The following is a 19523-nucleotide window of genomic DNA, read 5'->3' as shown; positions in this document are numbered from 1 at the left end:
ATGAAACCCCGATTGATCCTTGCTCGTATTGCACTTCCGCACCGTCACGTCCTTCCCTGCCTGATTGTTGTCGCGTCCGCACTTGCGGGAGCGGCACAGGGGGCGGACAGCGCGTGGATCCTCAACAACAACGGCAACTGGAGCACGGTTGGCAACTGGCTCGGCAGCACGGTGGCCGATGGCGCGGGCTCCACAGCCACGTTCAACATCGACATCTCCGCGGATCGCACCATCTCGCTCGATACCGCGCGCACGATTGGCAACCTGTTCTTCCGCGACACCACGGTGGGATCGAACTGCTATATTATCGGCGGCACCAATACGCTCACCCTGGACAATGGGGCGAACAAGCCGACGATCAGCATCTACCCGCGCACGGGAGCCATCGTCGCGCGCATCGATCGTCCCATCGCAGGCACCAATGGATTCCAGGTCCTGGCTCCGGGAGGTGCGGCATCGATGGGGTTGGGCGGTGTGGCCAACACCTTCTCCGGGGTGCTGACCATCGGTGCCGGTGTCTCCCTGCGCACCGACAATGGTTCCTCGCTGGGAGCGAAGGACGCGCTGACCACGGTGACAAGCGGCACCGGAGATCCGACGGTGGCGAACTACACGGAGGTGCTTGCAGGCGGCACGCTCAGTATCAGCAACCAGAACCACGGCACGGAGTACATCAAGGCGGCGGGGACGGGATGGGATGGCAATGGCGCGGTCGTGAACCTCAATGCCACGCAGACCAGCTCGCTCCAGCAGATGGAGCTGACCGGTGACACCACCTTGGGCGGCAGCAGCCGCTGGGACATCCGCCACGCCACCGCGGCCTCGGGACGATTGTTCCAAAATGGATTCACCATCACCAAGACGGGTGCCAACCAGATCAGCCTGGTGAATGTCCAGGTGATCGGCGGAGGCAATGTGATCGTCAACCAGGGGATCTTCGGGGTGGAGGCGGGTACCGTCTTCGATGGCGCGGGAACGGTGACCGTGAACAGCGGTGGGAGTTTCAATCTCTATGAAAACACCGGCGTCACGACCCGGGCCGTGCTCATGAACGGTGGGACGATGAACCACACCAGCACCGCCGCGAATGCGACCTATGGTGGAAACATCACGCTCGCCGCCGCCACCACGATCAGCCAATCCGGAGCCACCGGCAGCCTGACCCTCACCGGCACGATCGATGGTACGGGATCTCTCACCAAAGCCGGCCCGGGCACGCTCCATCTCAATGGTGCGAATACCTTCACCGGGGCCACCATTCTCTCCGCGGGCACCTTGCAACTCGGGACCTCCCCGCTGGCCTCAGCGGATCTCACGATCACGGGCGGCACGCTGTTCGACAATCTGGCGACCGGTGTTCCGCAGGGAATCAGTGGTACTCTGACGGCGGGCCGCACGGGAACCGCGGCCACGGACATCACCGGCTCGGTGACTCTTGCCTCCGGTGCCAACCTTGAGATCGGACCATCGGCGCGGAATGCCGGTGGTGCGGTCGAGTGTACCGTGGGTATTGGAAAGAGCCTCCAGCTCAATGGAGGCGGGAAGACCTACTTCGACCTCGGCAGCTCCGGTGCGGATCTCTCGGACAAGATCAACATCGGCGAGAATCTGGTGTTGAATGGTGTCACCGATGTCCATGTCTCCGTTGTCGATGGTGAACTGGCGGCTGGCAGTTACATCCTCGCGTCCTATGCAGGCGCTCTCACGGGGTCCGAGGCGAACCTCTCGCTCTCCGGGCTGCCTGCCGACACCCGCCAGAGCTTCGCGCTCAGCACTGCCACCATTGCAAACGCCGTCACGCTGGATGTGACCGGCAATGGTGCGAATCTCGTGTGGAGCGGAGGATTGGCGGGCAATGCGTGGGACCTCCACAACACCGCGAACTTCAGCAACGATGGAGCGGCCGATGGTTTCTACAACTTGGACCGGGTCTTCTTCAATGACAGCGGCATCGGCGGCGCTCCCATCCTGCTATCAGGAACACTGATGCCGGGGAAGCTGAACGTGAACGCCACCCAGGAATACACGTTTTCCGGCACCGGCATTATCAGTGGCCGGACGTCCCTGACCAAGCAAGGTGGCGGCTGGCTGCACATCACGGGGACGGCGCACGACTATTCCGGAGGGGTCATCATCAACAGCGGCGGGATCTCGGTGCCGGCGCTGGGCAACAATGGTTCGCCCTCTCCGCTTGGTATTGCTGGAACCATCGTCCTCCAGGGAGGCATCCTGTCCTTCACGGGCACCAGTGAATCGTCCAACAAGGTCATCGATCTCGGGACGACCGGTGGCAATCTCGATGTGCCCGCCGCTGGATCATCGCTCACCCTGACCGCGGCGAATCCTTTGCTTGGCACGGGCGTGCTCACCGTCAGCGGAGCGGGCTCGATCCGTCTGGTGCGTGACAATGCCCCATTCACCCTCGGCACGTCCCTCGCGGGAAATGGTCACCTGCGATTGAACCCGCGCACGGTGGCGGGTGCGACCACTTCGCTGGAAGTGTCCCTCACCGGCACCAACAGCGGCTTCTCCGGTGGTCTCACGCTGGAGAGCCCGGCTTCCGGAAGCTGGAGACTCTCCGCCGCCAGTGGCACCGCCGCGAAGCTCGGTAGCAGCGCCGTCACCGTGGGTGCGGGCGCGCAACTCTATGCCAGCGGAGTGACACTCACGAATCCGCTCACACTCACCGGCAATGGCTATGTCGAGAATGGCGGGACCACCGGTGGAGCCCTGCGCCTGGATACTTCCACCATCAATGGCACGACCCTCACCATCGCGGGGGCGGCGAAGATCGGCTGCCTTTCCAGTGGCAATGGGATCATTTCCAGCAGTGTCCTGCGTGGTGCCACCGCTGGCACCAACGATGACATTCTCACCATCGGCGGTTCCAACCAGACCTCCACCGGCGTGATCGTTTTCACCGGTACGGTGGAGGACACCTCGCTGGACAAGATCATCGTCGGCGGAGGCGGCACGTCCACCAGCCCGCAGGTGTTGCAGGTCGGCAGTGGCACGGCCTCCGGCAGCCTCGGGAATATTCCGGTCCAGCTCGGCAGCGATGCCCAGCCGGTCCAGTTGAGATTCCATCAGGCGGATGACTACATCGCGCCCTCATCGATCACTTCGGTTGGCACCAGCACCGAGCTGCATGCGAATACCCAGGCAGGCACCACCAATGGCAAGGGACTTGTCTTCACCGGTACGGTGGCCGCGGGGTATCTCGGCGTGGGTACGAGTGCCGCGGCGAGTTCCAGCATTTCCAAGCTGACGATTGAAAGCGGAGCGAATGTCGCCGCCGGAAATTTTTACGTGGGGGATGCCGCCAGCCGTTCCGGAGTGGTGGCACAGACCGGAGGCTCGATCGCCGTGAGCAGCGGATGCCGCATCGGCCACTTTGCCACGGAAAGCAGCATCTACACGATGTCCGGCGGAACACTCACGCTGACCGGAAATCCCACGGCGAATCCCTCGACCTCCGGAGTGGCGGAACAGGTGGGTGGCATCTATGTCGGCATCGACGGTGTCGGCGCGCTTGAGCAGAGCGGAGGCACGATCTCCACCCGCTTCGTGGTGCTCGACAATCGTGGCGACACCGCGGGTACCGATACGCTGACATTGAACGGCGGCTCGCTCGTGCTCACCTCCATCTGGGGACTCGTCCAGCGGAATGCCTCCACCGTTGTGAATCTCGGCGGTGGCACGATCGTGGCCGGAGCGAATCTGCCCATCGATGCCACGCCGGTTCTGGCCGCGGCGACCACCTCGATGGTGAATACCGGCGGCTTCACGGTGACGGCACCGAAGGCCTTCAGCGGTTCCGGCAATCTCGCGATCACCGGCGGCGGCACTTTCAGTGCCACCGCCACGTCCACCGCCACCGGCGCGCTCACCGTTTCCGGCAGCGGCACGACCTTCTCGGGTACAGGCACCGCACCGGGAGCGACGGCGGTGATCCATGCGGGTGCGAAGGTGCGCTCCACCGGCACCATGGGTTTCCCTGGCACGCTCACGCTGGATGCCGGTTCCACACTGGAAGCGTCCATCACCTCCGGCACCGCCGCCACCAAGGTGGTGAGCACGGGGCAGATGACCGTGAATGGAACGGTGAAGGTATCGCTTTCCGGATACACCCCGGTGGAGGGGGACGCGTTCAACCTCGCCGACTTCGCATCGTTCTCGGGCACACCCTCCTTCGACTTCACCGGAGCCGCGCTCACCGGCGGGCTGACGTGGAGCACGGCGAACTTCGCCACCGATGGCACCGTCCGGGTGGTTTCCGGAAATGCCTACACCGCCTTTGAATCGGCCAATGGCATCTTTGGCGCGGGAGCGACAGCGGACTCGGACGGCGATGGCCTGGCCAATGGCATCGAGTTCGTGCTCGGTGGCGATCCGTCCGGACCGGGTTCCGATTCCAGCGCTCTGCGCCCGCTGGTCACGATGGATGAGAACTATCTGCACTTCGTTTTCCGGCGTGCGGATGTCTCGATCCCGTTCAATCCCCGCGCCCAGTATGGCAGCGATCTGACCAGCTGGACCGATGCGGTGAACGGATCTCCGAATGGCACTCCGGTCTTCGTGCTGGAAGAGGATGATGCCTACGGTCCCGGCATCGACCGCGTATCGGTGAGCATTCCGCGGGCGCTGGTGTCATCGGAGAAGAAGCTCTTCGTCCGTCTCAAGGTGGAACTTCCCTGATACGTGATCGTCTTTCCCGGGTAGCAGCTTCACCCGGCCCGCATGGTGGGCCGGGTGTTGGCCTTTCAAGCGGTGTGCCCGACGGGCATCCACATCTTTGTGCGTATTGTCCGCGAAGGAACATGCCTGCGAGGGTTGTGATGCCTGAAGCGGTCCCAGCCGGCGTTCGTTCCCCGGAGAACTCCATCCACACCCAATGAAATCCATTCTTCTCTCCCTCTCCGGCATGCTGCTGTTCTCCTCGCAGATGCATGCCGCGGTCATCGTCAAGTACGTGCCCACCGGTTCAGCGGGCTCCAGCGTGGTGAACGCCACCACCGTCGATCCCCAGGTCACAGCCAGTGCCATCGGGGACATCGGCACCGGTGGCACGCAGCTTCTTTCCGGAGCCGCGGGTCCGATCCGCACCACCAATGGTTCGTGGACCTTTGGAGCCGATGGCTGGTTGTTCGCGAATGCCTCGGGAGATGGCACCAACGGCACGGCTTCCTCCACCGCGGATTACTTCAGCTTCTCATTGTCCACGCCGGGAGCAGAGACATTGTCGCTGACCAGCTTCACCTTCGACTACGGGGTGGGGACGAATACCACGGGGCAGAGCGGAAATTTCCACTACGCTGTTTTCGCCAGCGTGAATGGCGGTGCCTATGCGCAGATCGGATCCACCTTCAGCACGGGCAATCTCAGCCTCACGCAGAATGTGACGAATGTGATCGGAAACCGTTCGGTGGATCTTTCGTCCATCACCGGGGCGGACAGCGTGGCATTCCGCGTGTGGGTAGGCAGCACCAATGCGAGCGCTTCCACCGGCTCGATCTTCCAGAACATCATCGTGAACGGCAGCGTGGTTCCCGAGCCGTCCGCCGTCATGCTCGGTGGCCTTGGGGTACTTGTGCTGATGCGCCGCCGCCGGGCCGCATGATTTTTCCGCGCCATGCAATGGACACCCGGAGTGCGTGGATGCGCCTCCGGGTGTTTCGTTTCCGCATGCGGCGTGTTCGCCAATCCGGTTGCCTACGCCCCTTTGTGCGTATTGTCCGGATTCCGGGCCGGACTTAGGGATGAGGAAACCCACTGGAACATCCCGTGTTCCGGAAAACCCATCCCCCATGCACTTATTCAGAACGCTCGCCGGTGCGTTGGCCGGCCTGCCCTGGCTTGTCGCCTCGGCTGAACCCGTCGTCTCCGTCCATCCCTATGACCACCGGCATGTCTATGAAACCGGCGCCACTGGTTTCACCTGGTACTGGGGACATCTGAAAGCCGCCAGCAATCGTGACGAAGCCTTGCGATGGCTGTTCCAGGATCTGAACATCGACTACATCCGCAATGGCTTCGATGAAGCGGAAACGGCGAACGACAACAGTGATCCGCTCTCGATCAACTGGAGCAAGTTCGATTTCCCCCAGCGGGATACGGGAAATGATTGGGTGTACAACCGGGCGAAATCGCTCAACCCGCGTCTCAAGACGTTGACCTACGCCCACTCGTTTCCGAACTGGTTGCGGAAGTCCGATGGCTCGCCGAACTTGTCCGCCCCCAACTTCCACGCGGAGTATGCGGAATGGTTGTTCGCCCAACTTGTGGAGAAGAAGGCCGCCGGTGTGCCGTGCGATGTGCTCGATCTCACCAACGAGCCTGACTACAACAATATCGGAAAGGACAACGTCGCCAACATCCTGAAATACGCCGTGCCGCTGCTGCGGGCGTGGGTGAACGATCCGGTGCGCAATCCATACGGAGTCGAGATGCCGAAGATCATGGCGCCGAGCTGCCTCTCCGCCTCCCAGTCGAAGGACTGGATCACGGACTGGGCGGCGAACAACGCCGACGCGTGGAACCAGATCGACATTGTTTCCACCCATCAGTACAGCAGTGGTTTCGAACCATCCGCCTATTCGGCGGTGAACGACGTCCGCGGTGGTCGTCCCTTTTTCCAGAGCGAGATGCACTGCGGCCACAGCAGTGTTCTCAACAATTCCTCCCAGCTTCCGGAGGATTCGGTGGAGGATCAACTGGAAGCGGCGCTTGTGCTCGGGCGGCTGTTTTCGAAGTCGGTGAACAACGGTGTCAGCGTCTATGACTACTACATGGGGAACTCGCCGCAGGGATCACCGACATCGCTCGTTTACAGCCCCTACAACGGGACGGCCACGCGAAGGAAGGTGTATTTTTCCTTCAAGCAGCTTTCCTCGATGCAGACGCGTGGATCGAATGTGGTGAAGACCCAGATCACCGGTGGTGTCAGTGGCTATGACGCCATCGCCTACCACAGTTGGGGCGAGCAGAAGACGTGGCTCACCGTGACCTGCTCGCAGAACACCAGCCAGGATATCCTGCTCGAGGTGTTCGACCAAACCGGTAACCGCATTCCGATCCAGCGGGTGAAGACTTATGAAACGAGCGCGTCGAAGAACGCCGAGCTGGTTTCCGACGAGGTGCCGGCCACGGCGGTGCAACAGTACCGTGTGGCGCTTCCGAACCATTGCGTACGGACTTTCGAGATCTCCTGGCAGCGGCCAAACCGGCTCGTGGCTTCGGACGATTGGGAGGACCCCGCGTTCATGGCCGGTGGAACGGGGTGGAACGGTGGATGGGTGCGAAGCGGTTCGCCGCTGCCGATCGCACGCAGCTACAACAAGAATATGGCCCCGCGGTTCCAAGGGAACGGCAGCAGCGAGGCCAGCATCCGCCGCACCCTGGCGTCTCCGCTGATGGGCTCCGGCATCCTGCGGTTCAAGCGTGACGTGGACAGCCTGGAGGATGGGGACTCCGCCGTCGCGGAAGTCTATGATGGTGCCTGGCATACCGTCTGGACGGCGACGAGCTACAGCAATGGCACCGATGCCATCGGCGATGCGGACAGCCTGGATCAGATCAACGTGAGCCTGGCGGGATTCGGCCCCATCACCCAGATCCGGTTCAAGCTGCTGGGAGATGGTGCGGGCGATTACTTCCACCTCGATGACGTGGAGATCATCGAGACCTCGAAGGCCACGGACCTGATTTGGAGTGGAGACGGTGTCAACAACCTGTGGGCTGCCGATGCCACGCCCAACTGGCTTTCCGGCACCACGAGCTCGCCCTTCAGCAACGGCAAGTCGGTGCTGTTCACAAGCGCCGGAAACAATGCTCCGGCCATTGCGTTGAGCGGCACGCTCACGCCATCATCCGTCAATGTCGATGCGGATGAGGACTATACCTTCAGTGGTGGCGGGGCGATCGGCGGGACCTGCACGCTGGACAAGCGTGGTTCTGGAAAGCTCATCCTGACTTCCGCCAACACCTTCACCGGTGGTACCGCCATGCGGCAGGGCATACTCCAGATCCATGCGGGGGGAGCGCTCGGCACGGGTCCGCTTGCCACCAGTTCGATTGATCCGGAGTTGGGCCTGCCCACCCGCGTGGTCCTGAATTCCGGAGTGACCCTGCCGAATCCGGTGATCGTGAACGCGACCAACCCGGGAACCGGCCAGGGCGTGCTGGGGGTCACCAGCGGCAGCGCGATTTTTTCCGGTGCCGTCACGATCACGAGCGACACGGGCAATGGCGGACACATCCGCGGACCCGGCTCGGGGGGACTGCTTGCCTTCACCGGCCCGCTGACGATGACCGATGCCGCATCCGGCATCGTGATCCGTGATGGTCTTGTCCGCCTCTCCGGCGGAGGCAGCTACGCGGTGCTGGCGGTGGGCGCCGGCACCACCAGTCTCGGTGCGAACAATGGCATGGCCACCGGTGCCACGCTGCGCCTCGGTGGTTCCGGCAATGCGACCTTCGATCTGAACGGATGGAGCCAGACACTCGCCGGACTGGAGCGGACAGCCAATATCGCCACCGTCACCAACACCTCCGCCACGCTGTCCACGCTGACGTTGAACTCCGGTGCGACTCCGCAGACCTTCACCGGAGCGATCCAAGGCAATCTCAAGCTCGCCATCCCCGGAGGCTCGGTGGTGCTGTCCGGAACGAATGCCTTCAGCGGTGGAGTGAACCTGACGGGGGGCAGCCTGCGGATCGATGGACAGCTTTCCAACAGCGGTGTCACCGCCACCAATGCCAGCTCGCTGGGTGGTACGGGCACCATCTCCGGAGCGACCACGATGTCCGCCGGGACTTCGCTGTCGATTGGTCAATCGGTGACCGGCACGCTTCGGTTCGGCAGCTCGCTCACGCTCACCGGAGCGTCCTTCAAGGCGGAGATCAACAGTGCCAGCCACTCCTCCGATCTCGTGATTGTGAATGGCGCGGCGACGCTTGCTTCCGGCGCGGCGCTTTCGCTCGCCGATCTCGCTGCCACACCCGCGGTCCTCGCGGCCGGCACGAAGTTCGCGATCATCGACTACACGAACGGTTCGCTCACCGGCACCTTCGACGGGCTGCCCGCGGGAGGAACGATCACCGCGGGACCTAACAGCTTTTTCATCAGCTATGCGGATACCTCCAACGGCCTTGGTGGCACCGGCCGGTATGTCACGCTCACGGCGTTCTCATCGACCGCAGGGTATGCCGGATGGGCTGCGGGGAACGGGATCACCGGGCGTGCCTTCAATGACGATGCGGATGGAGATGGTCTTGCCAATGGTCTTGAATGGTTGCTCGGCGGTGCGCCCTTGTCGCCGGACTCGGGTGGGCGCATCACCGCCACCGGTTCCGCTGCGGCGGGGTTGACGTTCTCGTTCGATCGCGATGCCGCGGCCAGTGGTCAGGCGACGCTGGCTCTGGAATGGACCACCGACCTTGCCGCGGGCTGGCCGCACAGTGTCCCCATCGGCACGACCTCCGCAACGACCGCGGAGGGTGTCGTGGTGACGATCACGGGAGATACCGTCAGCGTCCGCATCCCCGCCGTGCTGGCCCCGGGGGGCAGGATCTTCGCGCGGCTTCGTGCCGTCTCACCCTAGACAGCGACCTCATTTTCCTGGGTAGTATATGCACAACAGAGAGCCCCGGTTGGTGAGAGCCAGCCGGGGTTTTTGCGTGGGCGGGATGAATGCCGTGCTGTTAATCGTCCTGCGGCGGATCATCCCCGCAGGGCTCGCTGACGATGGTATCGTCCGGAGCGTAAGTCTCCGCGTGGCTGGCATCCTCCTGATGGTTCTTCATGGAATCCCGGCCGGGCCGGGCGCGGAGGAGATCCGCCACATTCGGCTGATCCGGATGGGCGGAGAGCCATTCTTCCATCTGCCCGGGATCGCGCTGCATCCACACTGCGGCGAGTGCCGCGGCGGAACTGGCGCGGAGATCGGGTTCCTCGATGGTGGTGATCCATCCGGCGGCGGCCACGGGGTCCTTCTGGGCCCATCGCTGGACCACGTTCGCCACCAGCGTGGGGAAATGGGAGGCATCGTCCAAGGTGCCTGTCGCCAGCAGTCCGATGGCGTCCTCCGCATGGCTTTCCGCAAGGGCGGGGAGGAGACGCTTTGCCATCGCCGCCCGGATCGCGGGATTGCTTTCCGCCATCATCCGTTCCAGCGCGCCATGGGGATCGCGTTCGTAGAGGTAGGCCATGGCGAGGCCCGCGCATTCATCGCGCAGGGCAGGAGACTGGATCCGGAGCGCGTGTTCCAGAGCGAGCAGCGGATCGGACTTTCCGGATTCAGCGACCAGAATGGACAAGGCCTTGTCGCGTTCGGAGAGGGGCAGGGTGGAGAGCCAGCGTGCGATTTCATCGCGAGGCCTGGCGGCCATCTGCAAGGCGGTCGCGTTGACATCGGATGACCGCTGCCGGTGTTCCGCCCGGCCGATGGGAGCGATGTCGTCCGGTGCCGCGTGGTGGCCGCGCCAACGCACCGCGGCTGCCACCGCAAGCATGGCGGCGAAGGACAGCGCGAGCGCCAGAGGATGGGTCTTCATGTCCGTGGAAAATGAAACCGGAAGGAAAAGGAACTCCGGTCCCGCGCGGCGGGGAGCCGACAGGACCGGAGCGGGTGGTCATGCTACCCGGGGGGATCAGGGACTCACGACCACATCGGTGAAGGTCGAGGTGCAGTCTTTGGTGTTGTCATGGGAGGTCACAGCGAGACCGGCGTAGATTTCGGAAGCCATGCTGATGGTGGCGGAGCCGACCTGGCTCCACGTCACTCCATCATCGGAGATCGATCCGGTCAGGACATTGCCGGTGCGCTTCAACTTCACCCAGCCGGGAACCTCGTGATCCGCGGCCGTGCTCGAACTGCTGCCATTGGTGGAGCCCCGGTATTGGAAGGCCGCGCCGGAGGCGGAAGACAGGGTCATCAGCGCATGCTTCGATCCCGGGGCGAGGCTTTCGCGGATCATCACGCCGGCCTTCGCCCAGTCGTGGGTGTCCTCGATATCCTCCACTTGTGCGATGATTTCACCATCACCGCTCAGGGGTTGGTAGGTATAGCGGAATGCATCCGCGGAGCCCCAGATGTCCGTGCCCGATCCGGTGATCGAGAAGCCATCGTCGGACCACGAGGAGGTGCCAGCGAGGCCCACGCCGCCCACATCCGCGCTCGACCAGGGAGATGGAGGGCTGAGCGAGATGTTGTCGAAACTGGCGGTGCAGAGGGTGCTTCCTGCATGCGAGCACACGGCGAGGCCGATGTAGATGTTCGTCCCCATGGCGACCGCATGGGTGCCGACCTGGGTCCATGCCGCACCATCGGAGGAGACGAAAGCCGTGATGGTGCCACTGGTCCGGACGAGCCGTACCCAGCGTGGAGCGGAGCCGGAGACCGTGGTGCTGACATCCGCGGGCTGGCCTGCGGTGGTACGCCCTTGAAGGGCGATGCCCGATGATGGCGTGACACACAGCAGCGAGAATGCGGAATCGGCCGCCAGCGTTTCACGCATCATGACACCGGCTTTCGCCCAGGAGTTGGTGTTCTGCACGCTGGCGACGCGGGCCGTGATGATGCCGTCTCCATTCAACGGCAGGTATAGGAAACGGAACGCATCCGCGGTCCCCCAGATGTCCGCGCCGGCGCCTTTGACAGCGTAGGTGCCGGAGCCGGAGTAGGAGACGCTGCCGGTGGTTCCGGTGCTGCCGATGTCCGAGGTGACCCACGGCGCCGGGGCGGGGAGGGTGTCCGCCTGGAGGGCCACCCAGCCGACGGCCTGCTGGCCGGAAGAATCCTGGATGCGGTATTTGAACCAATCCAGTGTATCGGTCAGGGACGAGGGCGGAGTGTAGATCAGGCGGTCGCGGCCGCCCGGACCGGTGCCGGTGGAGCGGGTGATCGTACCGCCGCGTTTCGAGGTGCCGTCGAAGGACTGGATCGTGAGCGCCTGTCCGTTCACATCGGAATCATTCGCCAGCACATCGAGCGTGATGGGATTGCGCGCGGCATTGATCGTGCCGCGATCGCCATTGGCACGCGGTGGAACCGGGATGGTGTAGGGGCCCAGGTTGGTGAAGGTGCTGATGATCGAGTTGCGGCGGCCGACGATCCGGTTCACCTCCGGACTGGAGTAACGCTGGAGCTGGTTCCCGGACATCGGGGTGGGGCCCTCCGGACCACCGCCCGGGTAGTGCGGGGAGCTCAGCGCGTGGCCGAGCTCATGCCGCCACGGCTGGGTGAAGATGCCCGGCCCCGCCTGGGTGAGCGAACGGCAGGCGGCGTACTTCCCGGGGACATAGGCGACTCCGCCGCCGAGGTTCGGCTTCACGCAGACCGCGTGATCGTTGTTGGCGGCGGGCAGTACTTTCCACAGCTCGTTTTCCCACAGATTCTTCAAGGTGGCCAGCGGTGTGGAGCCGTAGGGATCGTTCGAGGCATTGAGGCGTGCGATGACACGGGAGGTCCGCAGCTTGATGCCGGTGTCACGCAGCAGGAAGGCACCCATTTCGTTGAGATTGAATTCCACCGTCTGCGCCATGTTCGCGACATTGCCGCCGAATTGCCCGCAGTATTCGTGGGTGAGATCGACACCCACATCCATGGCATAGGCATTGGAACCGGTCTCCCCGGCGCTGACGACTTCGGTGGGATACTTCGGCGTCCAGCTTGCGGCGGAGGGCATGCTCATCGAGAGGCCGTTGCCCTTCCACACGGTGCCATCTTCGAACATGAGGCTCGAGCGGATGGAGCCATCGTCATAAAGCTGGGCGGCGGCGATGGCTCCCGGCCGCTCGGCGATGCGGCCGAGATAGGTGCGGCTGGGACGGGTGATCGCCACTTCGGTGAAGGTGCCGTCCGCATTGTAGGCGAAGACACGGTAGTTGGGCCCGCGCACATCGTGGAGGGTGTAGTCCACGGTGAGGCTACCACCCGAATGGGTGTAAACTTTTGTCATGGCGGCGGGAGGTGCCTGGGCGCGTGCCGAAGGAAGGGAACCAAGCAGGGCCGCGGTGATCGATGCGGCCTGGATTCCCGGGGTTCTCCGGACCGCGGTGAAGCAGCGGAAGAACACGAAACGTAGTGTTTTTTTCATGATGTAGGGGTTGTCGGATTGAGGACGGCGGGAGTCCCGGTTCCGGTGACGTCCTGCCGGTTGCCATGGTCCGTGGTACATGCGGGACAATGGCGGTGACCTGATGAATCACCGGGCGTCCCTGGTAACGGCTAATCCGTACACCTATCTATGCTCCGCATGACATAGATGGAGGGGGCTGCATCCCATGATTCGATGGAGTGACATCAGTTTGGTGTGGCACTTCAGATCGCACGAACCACACTGCCATTGATGGAAACGTTCAGGTTCCTGTCCCCGCCGGTGCAATTGGCCAATGAGATCCGGCGGCGGATCGAGTGGCGCGAATGGACGGGCAGGCTTCCCGGGGTCTTCCGGCTGATGTCCGAGTTCGGAGCCACGCGCAGGACCGTCGAGGCCGCACTGGGAATGCTGCGGGAAGAAGGCCTCATTTCCGGTCCCGGCAGGCGATCCGCGATGTTGATCCACGGACCACAGCCGCATGTGGCGCCCCGCGGCTCCGTGCTGATCTATGAGTCTCCTCCGATGGAGCGGTCCAGCGATCACCTGGCCTTGTTTCTCATCCTGGAGCGGCGGCTGCCCCGTCCCGTGCAGCGGCTTCATCTGCCGCGCGGCATGAAACGATCCGAGCAACTCAGGCGGATCGCCGGGCTGGAGGTCTCCCATGCGGTGGTGCTGGATGTGGAGGGCGAGCTGGCCGATGCCGTGAAGGCCCGCGGCATCCGGACCGTGGCGCTGGGCGTGGCGACTCCACCGGCAACGGTGGCCGCCTTTGCGGTCTGCTACCGGGAACTGGTGGTTTCATCGCTCGCACGACTTTTCGACGCGGGCCACACCCGCATCACCATGCCCCTGTTCCAACGAAATCCCCGGGTGGTCGCCAGGGTGCGCGACATCGTGGAACGGGAGTTCGCCGCGAGGGACATTCCCTACTCGGATCTTTTCAATACTCCCGTCGTGGATGGAGACACGCCGCAGGATCTCCATGAAGCCATCCGCCGCCTGTGGCGGCTCACGCCACCTACGGCAATCATCGTAAATCATCTGCGTCCGTTCCTCGCGGTGTTTTCATGCCTCGCGTCGCTGGGGCTGCGGGTGCCGGAGCATGCATCCGTGATCTGTCTCTCCCATTCCGCGGAAATGGATGCCATGGAGCCGGAGCCATCACACTTCTGCTATCCGGTGGAACGCATGGCCCGTGCGATCATTGAAGCACTGGAGCAAGGTGCCGCCGATGCATCCAACTCGCTCCTGTTTTCCCCCGCTTGGCGTCCGGGAAGATCTGTCGCACCACCGCGGGGGCGGTAGGAGGAGTATTTCCCACGGTGGGAACGGGCGGTAAAGCAGAAGGGCTTAGGATTGCTCCTAAGCCCTTTGCTTTGAAAGTGGTACCCCGTCTAGGACTCGAACCTAGGACCAATTGATTAAGAGTCAACTGCTCTACCAACTGAGCTAACGAGGCGTTGGTAATCCGCTTGCGGCGGGCCGCAAAAATGGTCGGTTTGCGGGAAAACGCAAGGGGTTTCTGGAATTATTTTCGCCCCATGACGAAGAGGATGCAAATGGGATTCGGGCAGGCGATCGGCTCACCGGGAGCTCCGAGTTTCCCCGTGGCGGGATCGAGCGGCAGCGCGGTGAGGGTGGCGGTTTCCTGGTGGGCGCAGAGCAGCCACTTGCCGCCCGGAGCGATCTTGAAGTGGCGTGGCAGCTTGCCGCCGCAGGGGGCGTGCTGGACGAAGGTGAGCCTGCCGCTATCCGCATCCCGCGAGAAGACGGCGATGGAGTCGTGGCCGCGGTTCGAGCCATAGACGAAGCGGCCGTCCGGCGAGATCTCGATCTCGGCGGTGGTGTTCTCACCGCTCCAGCCTTCCGGCAGGGTGCCGATGCGCTGGATGGGCTCCAGCTTGCCATCGGTGTTGCGGCAGGCGGTGATGGTGTTGTCCAGTTCGTCAATGATGTAGGCGTGCTTCTCATCCGCGGTGAAGGCCATGTGGCGGGGGCCGGCACCGGGCTCGGTGGAGGTGAAGGTGGGCTCGCCGAGCTTCGAGGTGGCGGCGTCGAAGGGATGGACCCAGACCTTGTCGAGGCCGAGGTCCGGGATGTAGAGGCGGTTGTTGGCCTTGGTGAAATAGACGCCGTGGGCGTGGGGCTTGTCCTGGCGGACCTTGTTCGGGCCGGTGCCGGTATTGGTGATGACGGAGGCGACGCTTTCCGGGAGGCCGCCGGCATCGAGACGGACGGTGGAAATACGACCGTCACCGTAGTTCGCGACGGCCATGGTGCGCGCGGTGCCATCGAGATTGAGATGGCACGCGCCGCGGCCGCCGGTGGAGCCTTCCTTGAGGAAGGTGAGCTTGCCATCGGCCTCGATGCGGAAGGCGGCGATGGAGTCGGTCTTGTCCTCGAAGGGGGTGAGCGGAGTGCCGGTGCAGTAGAGCAGCGGCTTGTCCGGATGGAGTGTGAGGAAGCCGGGCTGCGAATACTTCGCGGCGAGAGTCACGGGGCCGAAGCTGCCGTTGTCCGGATCGAAGGTGGTGGCGTAGATGCCTTCGCTTTTGCTTTTTCCTCCGGTCTGGGTGCCGAGATAGACGGGAATGGGCGCGGCGCCGAGCGATGAGGCGAGCAGGAGTGATAGAGCGATGGGTTTGATCATGTGTCCGGGTGTATTCGGGAGTTGGGCGCGGGATCTTTCGTCAGGCCGGGCGGATGTGGCCGACACGGAGGGACAATGGCCAGCGGACGAGGCGCGGCGTGGCGGGATCGGTCCAATGGGGGCGGAGTTTTTCCGCGAAGCGCGGCATGACCTCCGGGCCGAGTTCTTTTTCCGCGGCCTTCACGGCGGACCAGGTGCCGAGATAGGCGATGAGGTCCTCGAAGCGCCAGTGGAGCTCGATGGCGAGCGGGGGGAGCTGCGTTTCCTCAAAGGGAAAGGGGAGGGTGCGGTAGCCGGACTCGACGATGCGGCGCTCCGGCGGCCAGTAGGAGCCGATGGTGCCATCGTAGAATTCATCGATCACCGCATCGATGGTGTCAGCGATATGGAGCTTGCCGTAGGTGATGAGGGCGATGGCGGCACCGGGGCGGGCGATGCGGAGGACTTCCGTGTAGAACTTGTCGAGGTCCAGCCAGTGCGCGGCCTGGGCGACGGTGATGAGGTCCGCGCAGTGATCCGGCAGGCCGGTGTCCTCGGCGAGCGTGGTGCGGTAGGTGATGCGATCGTGCGGAGCGGCGGATGCGATCTGCGTGGCGCTGGCATCGGTGCCGAGGACGTTTTGGAAACGGCCGGCGAGGAGGGTGGTCAACTGGCCGGAACCGCAGGCGCAATCGACGGCGAGTTCATGGCCGGGAGTGATGGCGGCGAGTGCTTCGACAAGCGCCATGGGATAGGTGGGGCGATGGGCCGCATAGCCCGCCGAGTCCGTGGAGAAGTGGTCTTTGAATGCGGGCGTGGTCATGGCGGGAGGATCGGGCAACCAAAACCGCGGATTACACGGATTCAGCGGATTTGAAGAAAGCCTTCTTCAATCCGTTTGATCCGTGTAATCCGTGGTTGAAAACTCACACGTTCAGCTCGAAATGCCGGTTGGCATTGCCGAAGCAGACATCGCGGATGAGGCCGGAGAGGGCTTCGAAGTCGTCCGGGAGTTCGCCGCGGTCGGCCTCGGTGCCGATGAGATTGCAGAGGATGCGGCGGAAGTATTCGTGGCGCGGGAAGGACAGGAACGAGCGCGAGTCCGTGAGCATGCCGACGAAGCGTGAGAGCAGTCCGGTGGACGAGAGCGCATCGAGCTGGAGCTCCATGCCGTTCTTCTGGTCCGCGAACCACCAGCCGGAGCCGAATTGGATCTTGCCTGCCACGGTGCCGTCCTGGAAGGCCCCTGTTAGAGCGGCGAAGAGATAGTTGTCGGACGGGTTGATGTTATAGAGGACGACCTTCGGCAGCGAATCTTGCGAGGCGAGGGCATCGAGATAGGTGACGAGGGCCGCACCCTGGCGGGTATCACCGATGGTATCGAAGCCGCTGTCCGGTCCGAGGCGCGCGGCCATGGCGGAGTTCGTGTTGCGGAAGGGGCCGAGGTGGAGCTGCTTCGTCCAACCGCGTGCGGCATCGAGCTGGCCGAAGAAGACCATCAGGTAGAAGGAGAACTTTTCCTTTTCCTCCGCGGTGACGGGCTTGCCGGTGCGGGCCTTGTCGAAGACGAGCGAGGCTTCCGCATCGGAGCAGGCGAGGGCCGGGCAGCGGTCGAGGCCGTGGTCCGAGAGACGCGCGCCGGCGGTGTGGAAGTCATCGTGGCGCTTTTGCAGCGCGGCGAGGAGGTCGGAGAAGGTGGCGATGTCCGCATCCGCGGTGCCTTCGAGGCGGCCGATCCACGAGTTGAAAAGCTCGGGGCGGTCGACTTGGAAGACCTTGTCCGGGCGGAAAGTGGGGAGGACCTTGGTGGAGAGGCCGGAGGTGGCGATGGCGGCGTGGTGGTCGAGGCTGTCCGCCGGATCATCGGTGGTGCCGACCATGCGGACGTCGAATTTTTTCAGGATGCCGCGGGTGGAGAAATCGGATTCGGCGAGGCGGGCATTGGCCTTTTCCCAGATCTCGTCCGCCGTGGCCGGGGAGAGCAGCTTGTCGATGCCGAAGTAGCGGCGCAGTTCCAGGTGGGTCCAGTGGTGGATGGGATTGCGCAGGGTGTAGGGGACGGTTTCGGCCCAGGCCTGGAACTTGTCGCGCGGGGAGGCATCACCGGTGATGAGTTGCTCATCGATGCCATTGGCACGGAGCAGACGCCACTTGTAGTGGTCGCCGCCCAGCCAGATGTCCGCGAGGTTCTCCCAGCGGTGGTCGGTGGCGATTTCCTGAGGGGAAAGGTGGCAGTGATAGTCGAGAATGGGCTGGTTTTTCGCGACCTCATGGAAGAGGTGGCGGGCGGTGGGAGAGTGGAGAAGAAAATCGTCGTCCAAGTAGGGCATGGTGCGCGGAGAATGGCAGGCTGGCACGATCAGGCAAGGAACATCGGGAAATTGGGTGCAATTTTATTCGGGGTGGTCGGATGAGGTGGAGGAACCACGAAAGGCACCAAATTTCACGAAAAAGAGGGAGAGTATGGGGCGACAAACTCCGACGCAGGCGGGGTTTTGTGGGGGACTGATCGATGAAAACGACCATCCCGAGATCCTGGATTAGCATCCTGATGGTGATGCTGGCGTCCCTGACCTCCGTATATGGGGGGATGTCTGGGATGAGCTGCTGACGGCTGCAATGAAGGCCGGTGAGATTCCTCCGCCTCAAGGACTGGCGACTCCGCTGATCTATACTCATACGATGCCGATCACGACGCTGCAGGGGAAGGTGCAGACGGCAGACTTGCGAGAGGCGCTAAGGGCATTTGTGGCCCGAGGCAGGATACCCACCTCACAGGTTGCCCGGGGCTTTTTCGATCAGCGGCGTTTCGTCCGCTACGTATGCATCGTGCGGCTGGAAGATTTGTCGAAGGCTCATCCGGAAATCGAGAATCGAGCCATAGGAACCTATGCATGGTGGTTGGAGCCGATCGTGGATGAAGCGCATTTCAGGAACGCCGCGGCGTGCCGTGAGCTGCTGTTGAAGCTGGATCCGTCTTGGAAGAACGAGCCGCCACCGTCTTCCGGACCATATGAGGAGCCGGAGGAGCCAACGGTTCCTTCTGAAAATGGGTTTGGGAGGAGATCGATGAAGGACTCGGATAAATAGCGGAATTGAAACGGCAGGCAGGCTGATAAGGCCGTTACGGCTGTTTCTTCAATCGGTCGAGCAGACCGTTGATGCCGATCAAGGTGGGGATGCCGAGGACGGCGAGTTCCAGATAGAGCGCGGGCAGGGGACGGATGTCGAAGTTCATCAAGGTGGCCCCTGCCAGCCCGGCGGTCATGGGATCATTGTTGCTGTTGGCCTCGCGGGCCATGGAGTCCGACAAGGCTTTGCCCGCTGGAAATCCTGCGGCCATTTGAATGGCGATCAGGATCAGGCCGAGAGTGGCGAAGAGGCTGGTGGAGGTATCGTGGCGGCTGTCGCCATGACGCAGGGCGAGAAAGGCGAAGACCGTTCCCGCGAGGATGGCCAGCAATGCGACGGCGATCACCGGGGACCAGCCGAGGGAATCGTCGTCATTCCTTTGAGCGCGGCGGCTCGGGGTCTCCTTGGCCATCGCCTCCATCTGGTCGGAGGGACTGGCTCCGCCATAGATCGTCTGGAGGCCGGTCTGGGTCGCGATGGCCTGTCCGCTGCAGCGGATGTCGATCCACGGGAGGAAGAACAGGACGATCGCGGAGATGAGGGTGAGGAGATTGATCTTCCTGAGCATGAGGTGGCCTCATGACATGTCAGGGGAGGTTTCACCGCAAGGGGATATTGTCTAACCAATCACCGTTGGAACCACGCCAAGTGGAGCATGGCG

Annotated in this window: 11 protein-coding genes and 1 tRNA gene; 5 read left to right on the top strand and 7 right to left on the bottom strand. The window is 63.2% G+C overall.

Annotated features, from left to right (window positions below):
* The 3 genes from KBB96_RS08830 (at position 1) to KBB96_RS08820 (ending at position 9602) form a co-directional block, all read left to right on the top strand.
* Entirely contained in the window at positions 1–4698 is a 4698-nt protein-coding gene (locus KBB96_RS08830; RefSeq protein WP_211634325.1) for a beta strand repeat-containing protein, read from the top strand.
* Between the two features lie 196 nt (positions 4699–4894).
* Entirely contained in the window at positions 4895–5620 is a 726-nt protein-coding gene (locus tag KBB96_RS08825; RefSeq protein ID WP_211634324.1) for a PEP-CTERM sorting domain-containing protein, read from the top strand.
* Between the two features lie 187 nt (positions 5621–5807).
* On the top strand, positions 5808–9602 hold the full coding sequence (locus tag KBB96_RS08820) for an autotransporter-associated beta strand repeat-containing protein (RefSeq protein ID WP_211634323.1): 3795 nt from the start codon (positions 5808–5810) through the stop codon (positions 9600–9602).
* 100 nt (positions 9603–9702) lie between these two features.
* On the opposite strand, the gene KBB96_RS08815 is transcribed toward KBB96_RS08820, so the two are convergent.
* Together KBB96_RS08815 and KBB96_RS08810 are read right to left on the bottom strand one after the other, a co-directional pair.
* On the bottom strand, positions 9703–10554 hold the full coding sequence (locus tag KBB96_RS08815) for a hypothetical protein (RefSeq protein ID WP_211634322.1): 852 nt from the start codon (positions 10552–10554) through the stop codon (positions 9703–9705).
* A 96-nt stretch (positions 10555–10650) separates the two neighbouring features.
* Complete coding sequence (locus KBB96_RS08810) at positions 10651–13098, bottom strand: Ig-like domain-containing protein (protein WP_211634321.1); 2448 nt, start codon at positions 13096–13098, stop codon at positions 10651–10653.
* 252 nt (positions 13099–13350) lie between these two features.
* Between KBB96_RS08810 and KBB96_RS08805 the strand changes: the two genes are divergently transcribed.
* A complete protein-coding gene (locus tag KBB96_RS08805) occupies positions 13351–14406 on the top strand; it encodes a substrate-binding domain-containing protein (protein WP_211634320.1) in 1056 nt (351 codons plus the stop codon).
* A 78-nt stretch (positions 14407–14484) separates the two neighbouring features.
* On the opposite strand, the gene KBB96_RS08800 is transcribed toward KBB96_RS08805, so the two are convergent.
* From KBB96_RS08800 to uxaC, 4 genes are all read right to left on the bottom strand, one after another.
* Positions 14485–14560 (bottom strand) — tRNA-Lys (locus KBB96_RS08800).
* 69 nt (positions 14561–14629) lie between these two features.
* Positions 14630–15751 (bottom strand): lactonase family protein, encoded by a 1122-nt coding sequence (locus tag KBB96_RS08795; protein ID WP_211634319.1) that lies wholly within the window; start codon positions 15749–15751, stop codon positions 14630–14632.
* 40 nt (positions 15752–15791) lie between these two features.
* Positions 15792–16553, bottom strand: a complete 762-nt coding sequence (locus tag KBB96_RS08790) for a class I SAM-dependent methyltransferase (protein WP_211634318.1) — start codon at positions 16551–16553, stop codon at positions 15792–15794.
* Between the two features lie 103 nt (positions 16554–16656).
* Positions 16657–18060: a glucuronate isomerase gene (gene uxaC / locus KBB96_RS08785; protein WP_211634317.1), complete on the bottom strand. Its 1404-nt coding sequence runs from the start codon at positions 18058–18060 to the stop codon at positions 16657–16659.
* Positions 18061–18412: 352 nt separating this feature from the next.
* Here uxaC and KBB96_RS08780 point away from each other — a divergent pair, with 352 nt between their 5' ends.
* Positions 18413–18820 (top strand): hypothetical protein, encoded by a 408-nt coding sequence (locus tag KBB96_RS08780; RefSeq protein WP_211634316.1) that lies wholly within the window; start codon positions 18413–18415, stop codon positions 18818–18820.
* A 34-nt stretch (positions 18821–18854) separates the two neighbouring features.
* Here the strand turns inward: KBB96_RS08780 and KBB96_RS08775 are convergent, their stop codons facing one another.
* Positions 18855–19430 carry a hypothetical protein gene (locus tag KBB96_RS08775; protein ID WP_211634315.1) on the bottom strand — a complete coding sequence of 192 codons (576 nt, stop codon included), beginning with the start codon at positions 19428–19430 and terminating at the stop codon, positions 18855–18857.
* Positions 19431–19523 lie beyond the last annotated feature (93 nt).

The sequence above is a fragment of the Luteolibacter ambystomatis genome, assembly GCF_018137965.1.
Taxonomy (GTDB): Bacteria; Verrucomicrobiota; Verrucomicrobiia; order Verrucomicrobiales; family Akkermansiaceae; genus Luteolibacter; species Luteolibacter ambystomatis.
The sequence above is the reverse complement of the archived record's forward strand: the minus strand, read 5'-3'. Positions and strand labels throughout refer to the sequence as shown.

Excerpts from the sequence above, each read along its gene's own strand:
- KBB96_RS08830 (WP_211634325.1), top strand. The coding sequence starts at position 1 with ATGAAACCCCGATTGATCCTTGCTCGTATTGCACTTCCGCACCGTCAC.
- KBB96_RS08825 (WP_211634324.1), top strand. The coding sequence starts at position 4,895 with ATGAAATCCATTCTTCTCTCCCTCTCCGGCATGCTGCTGTTCTCCTCG.
- KBB96_RS08820 (WP_211634323.1), top strand. The coding sequence starts at position 5,808 with ATGCACTTATTCAGAACGCTCGCCGGTGCGTTGGCCGGCCTGCCCTGG.
- KBB96_RS08815 (WP_211634322.1), bottom strand. The coding sequence starts at position 10,554 with ATGAAGACCCATCCTCTGGCGCTCGCGCTGTCCTTCGCCGCCATGCTT.
- KBB96_RS08810 (WP_211634321.1), bottom strand. The coding sequence starts at position 13,098 with ATGAAAAAAACACTACGTTTCGTGTTCTTCCGCTGCTTCACCGCGGTC.
- KBB96_RS08805 (WP_211634320.1), top strand. The coding sequence starts at position 13,351 with ATGGAAACGTTCAGGTTCCTGTCCCCGCCGGTGCAATTGGCCAATGAG.
- KBB96_RS08795 (WP_211634319.1), bottom strand. The coding sequence starts at position 15,751 with ATGATCAAACCCATCGCTCTATCACTCCTGCTCGCCTCATCGCTCGGC.
- KBB96_RS08790 (WP_211634318.1), bottom strand. The coding sequence starts at position 16,553 with ATGACCACGCCCGCATTCAAAGACCACTTCTCCACGGACTCGGCGGGC.
- uxaC (WP_211634317.1), bottom strand. The coding sequence starts at position 18,060 with ATGCCCTACTTGGACGACGATTTTCTTCTCCACTCTCCCACCGCCCGC.
- KBB96_RS08780 (WP_211634316.1), top strand. The coding sequence starts at position 18,413 with ATGCCGATCACGACGCTGCAGGGGAAGGTGCAGACGGCAGACTTGCGA.
- KBB96_RS08775 (WP_211634315.1), bottom strand. The coding sequence starts at position 19,430 with ATGCTCAGGAAGATCAATCTCCTCACCCTCATCTCCGCGATCGTCCTG.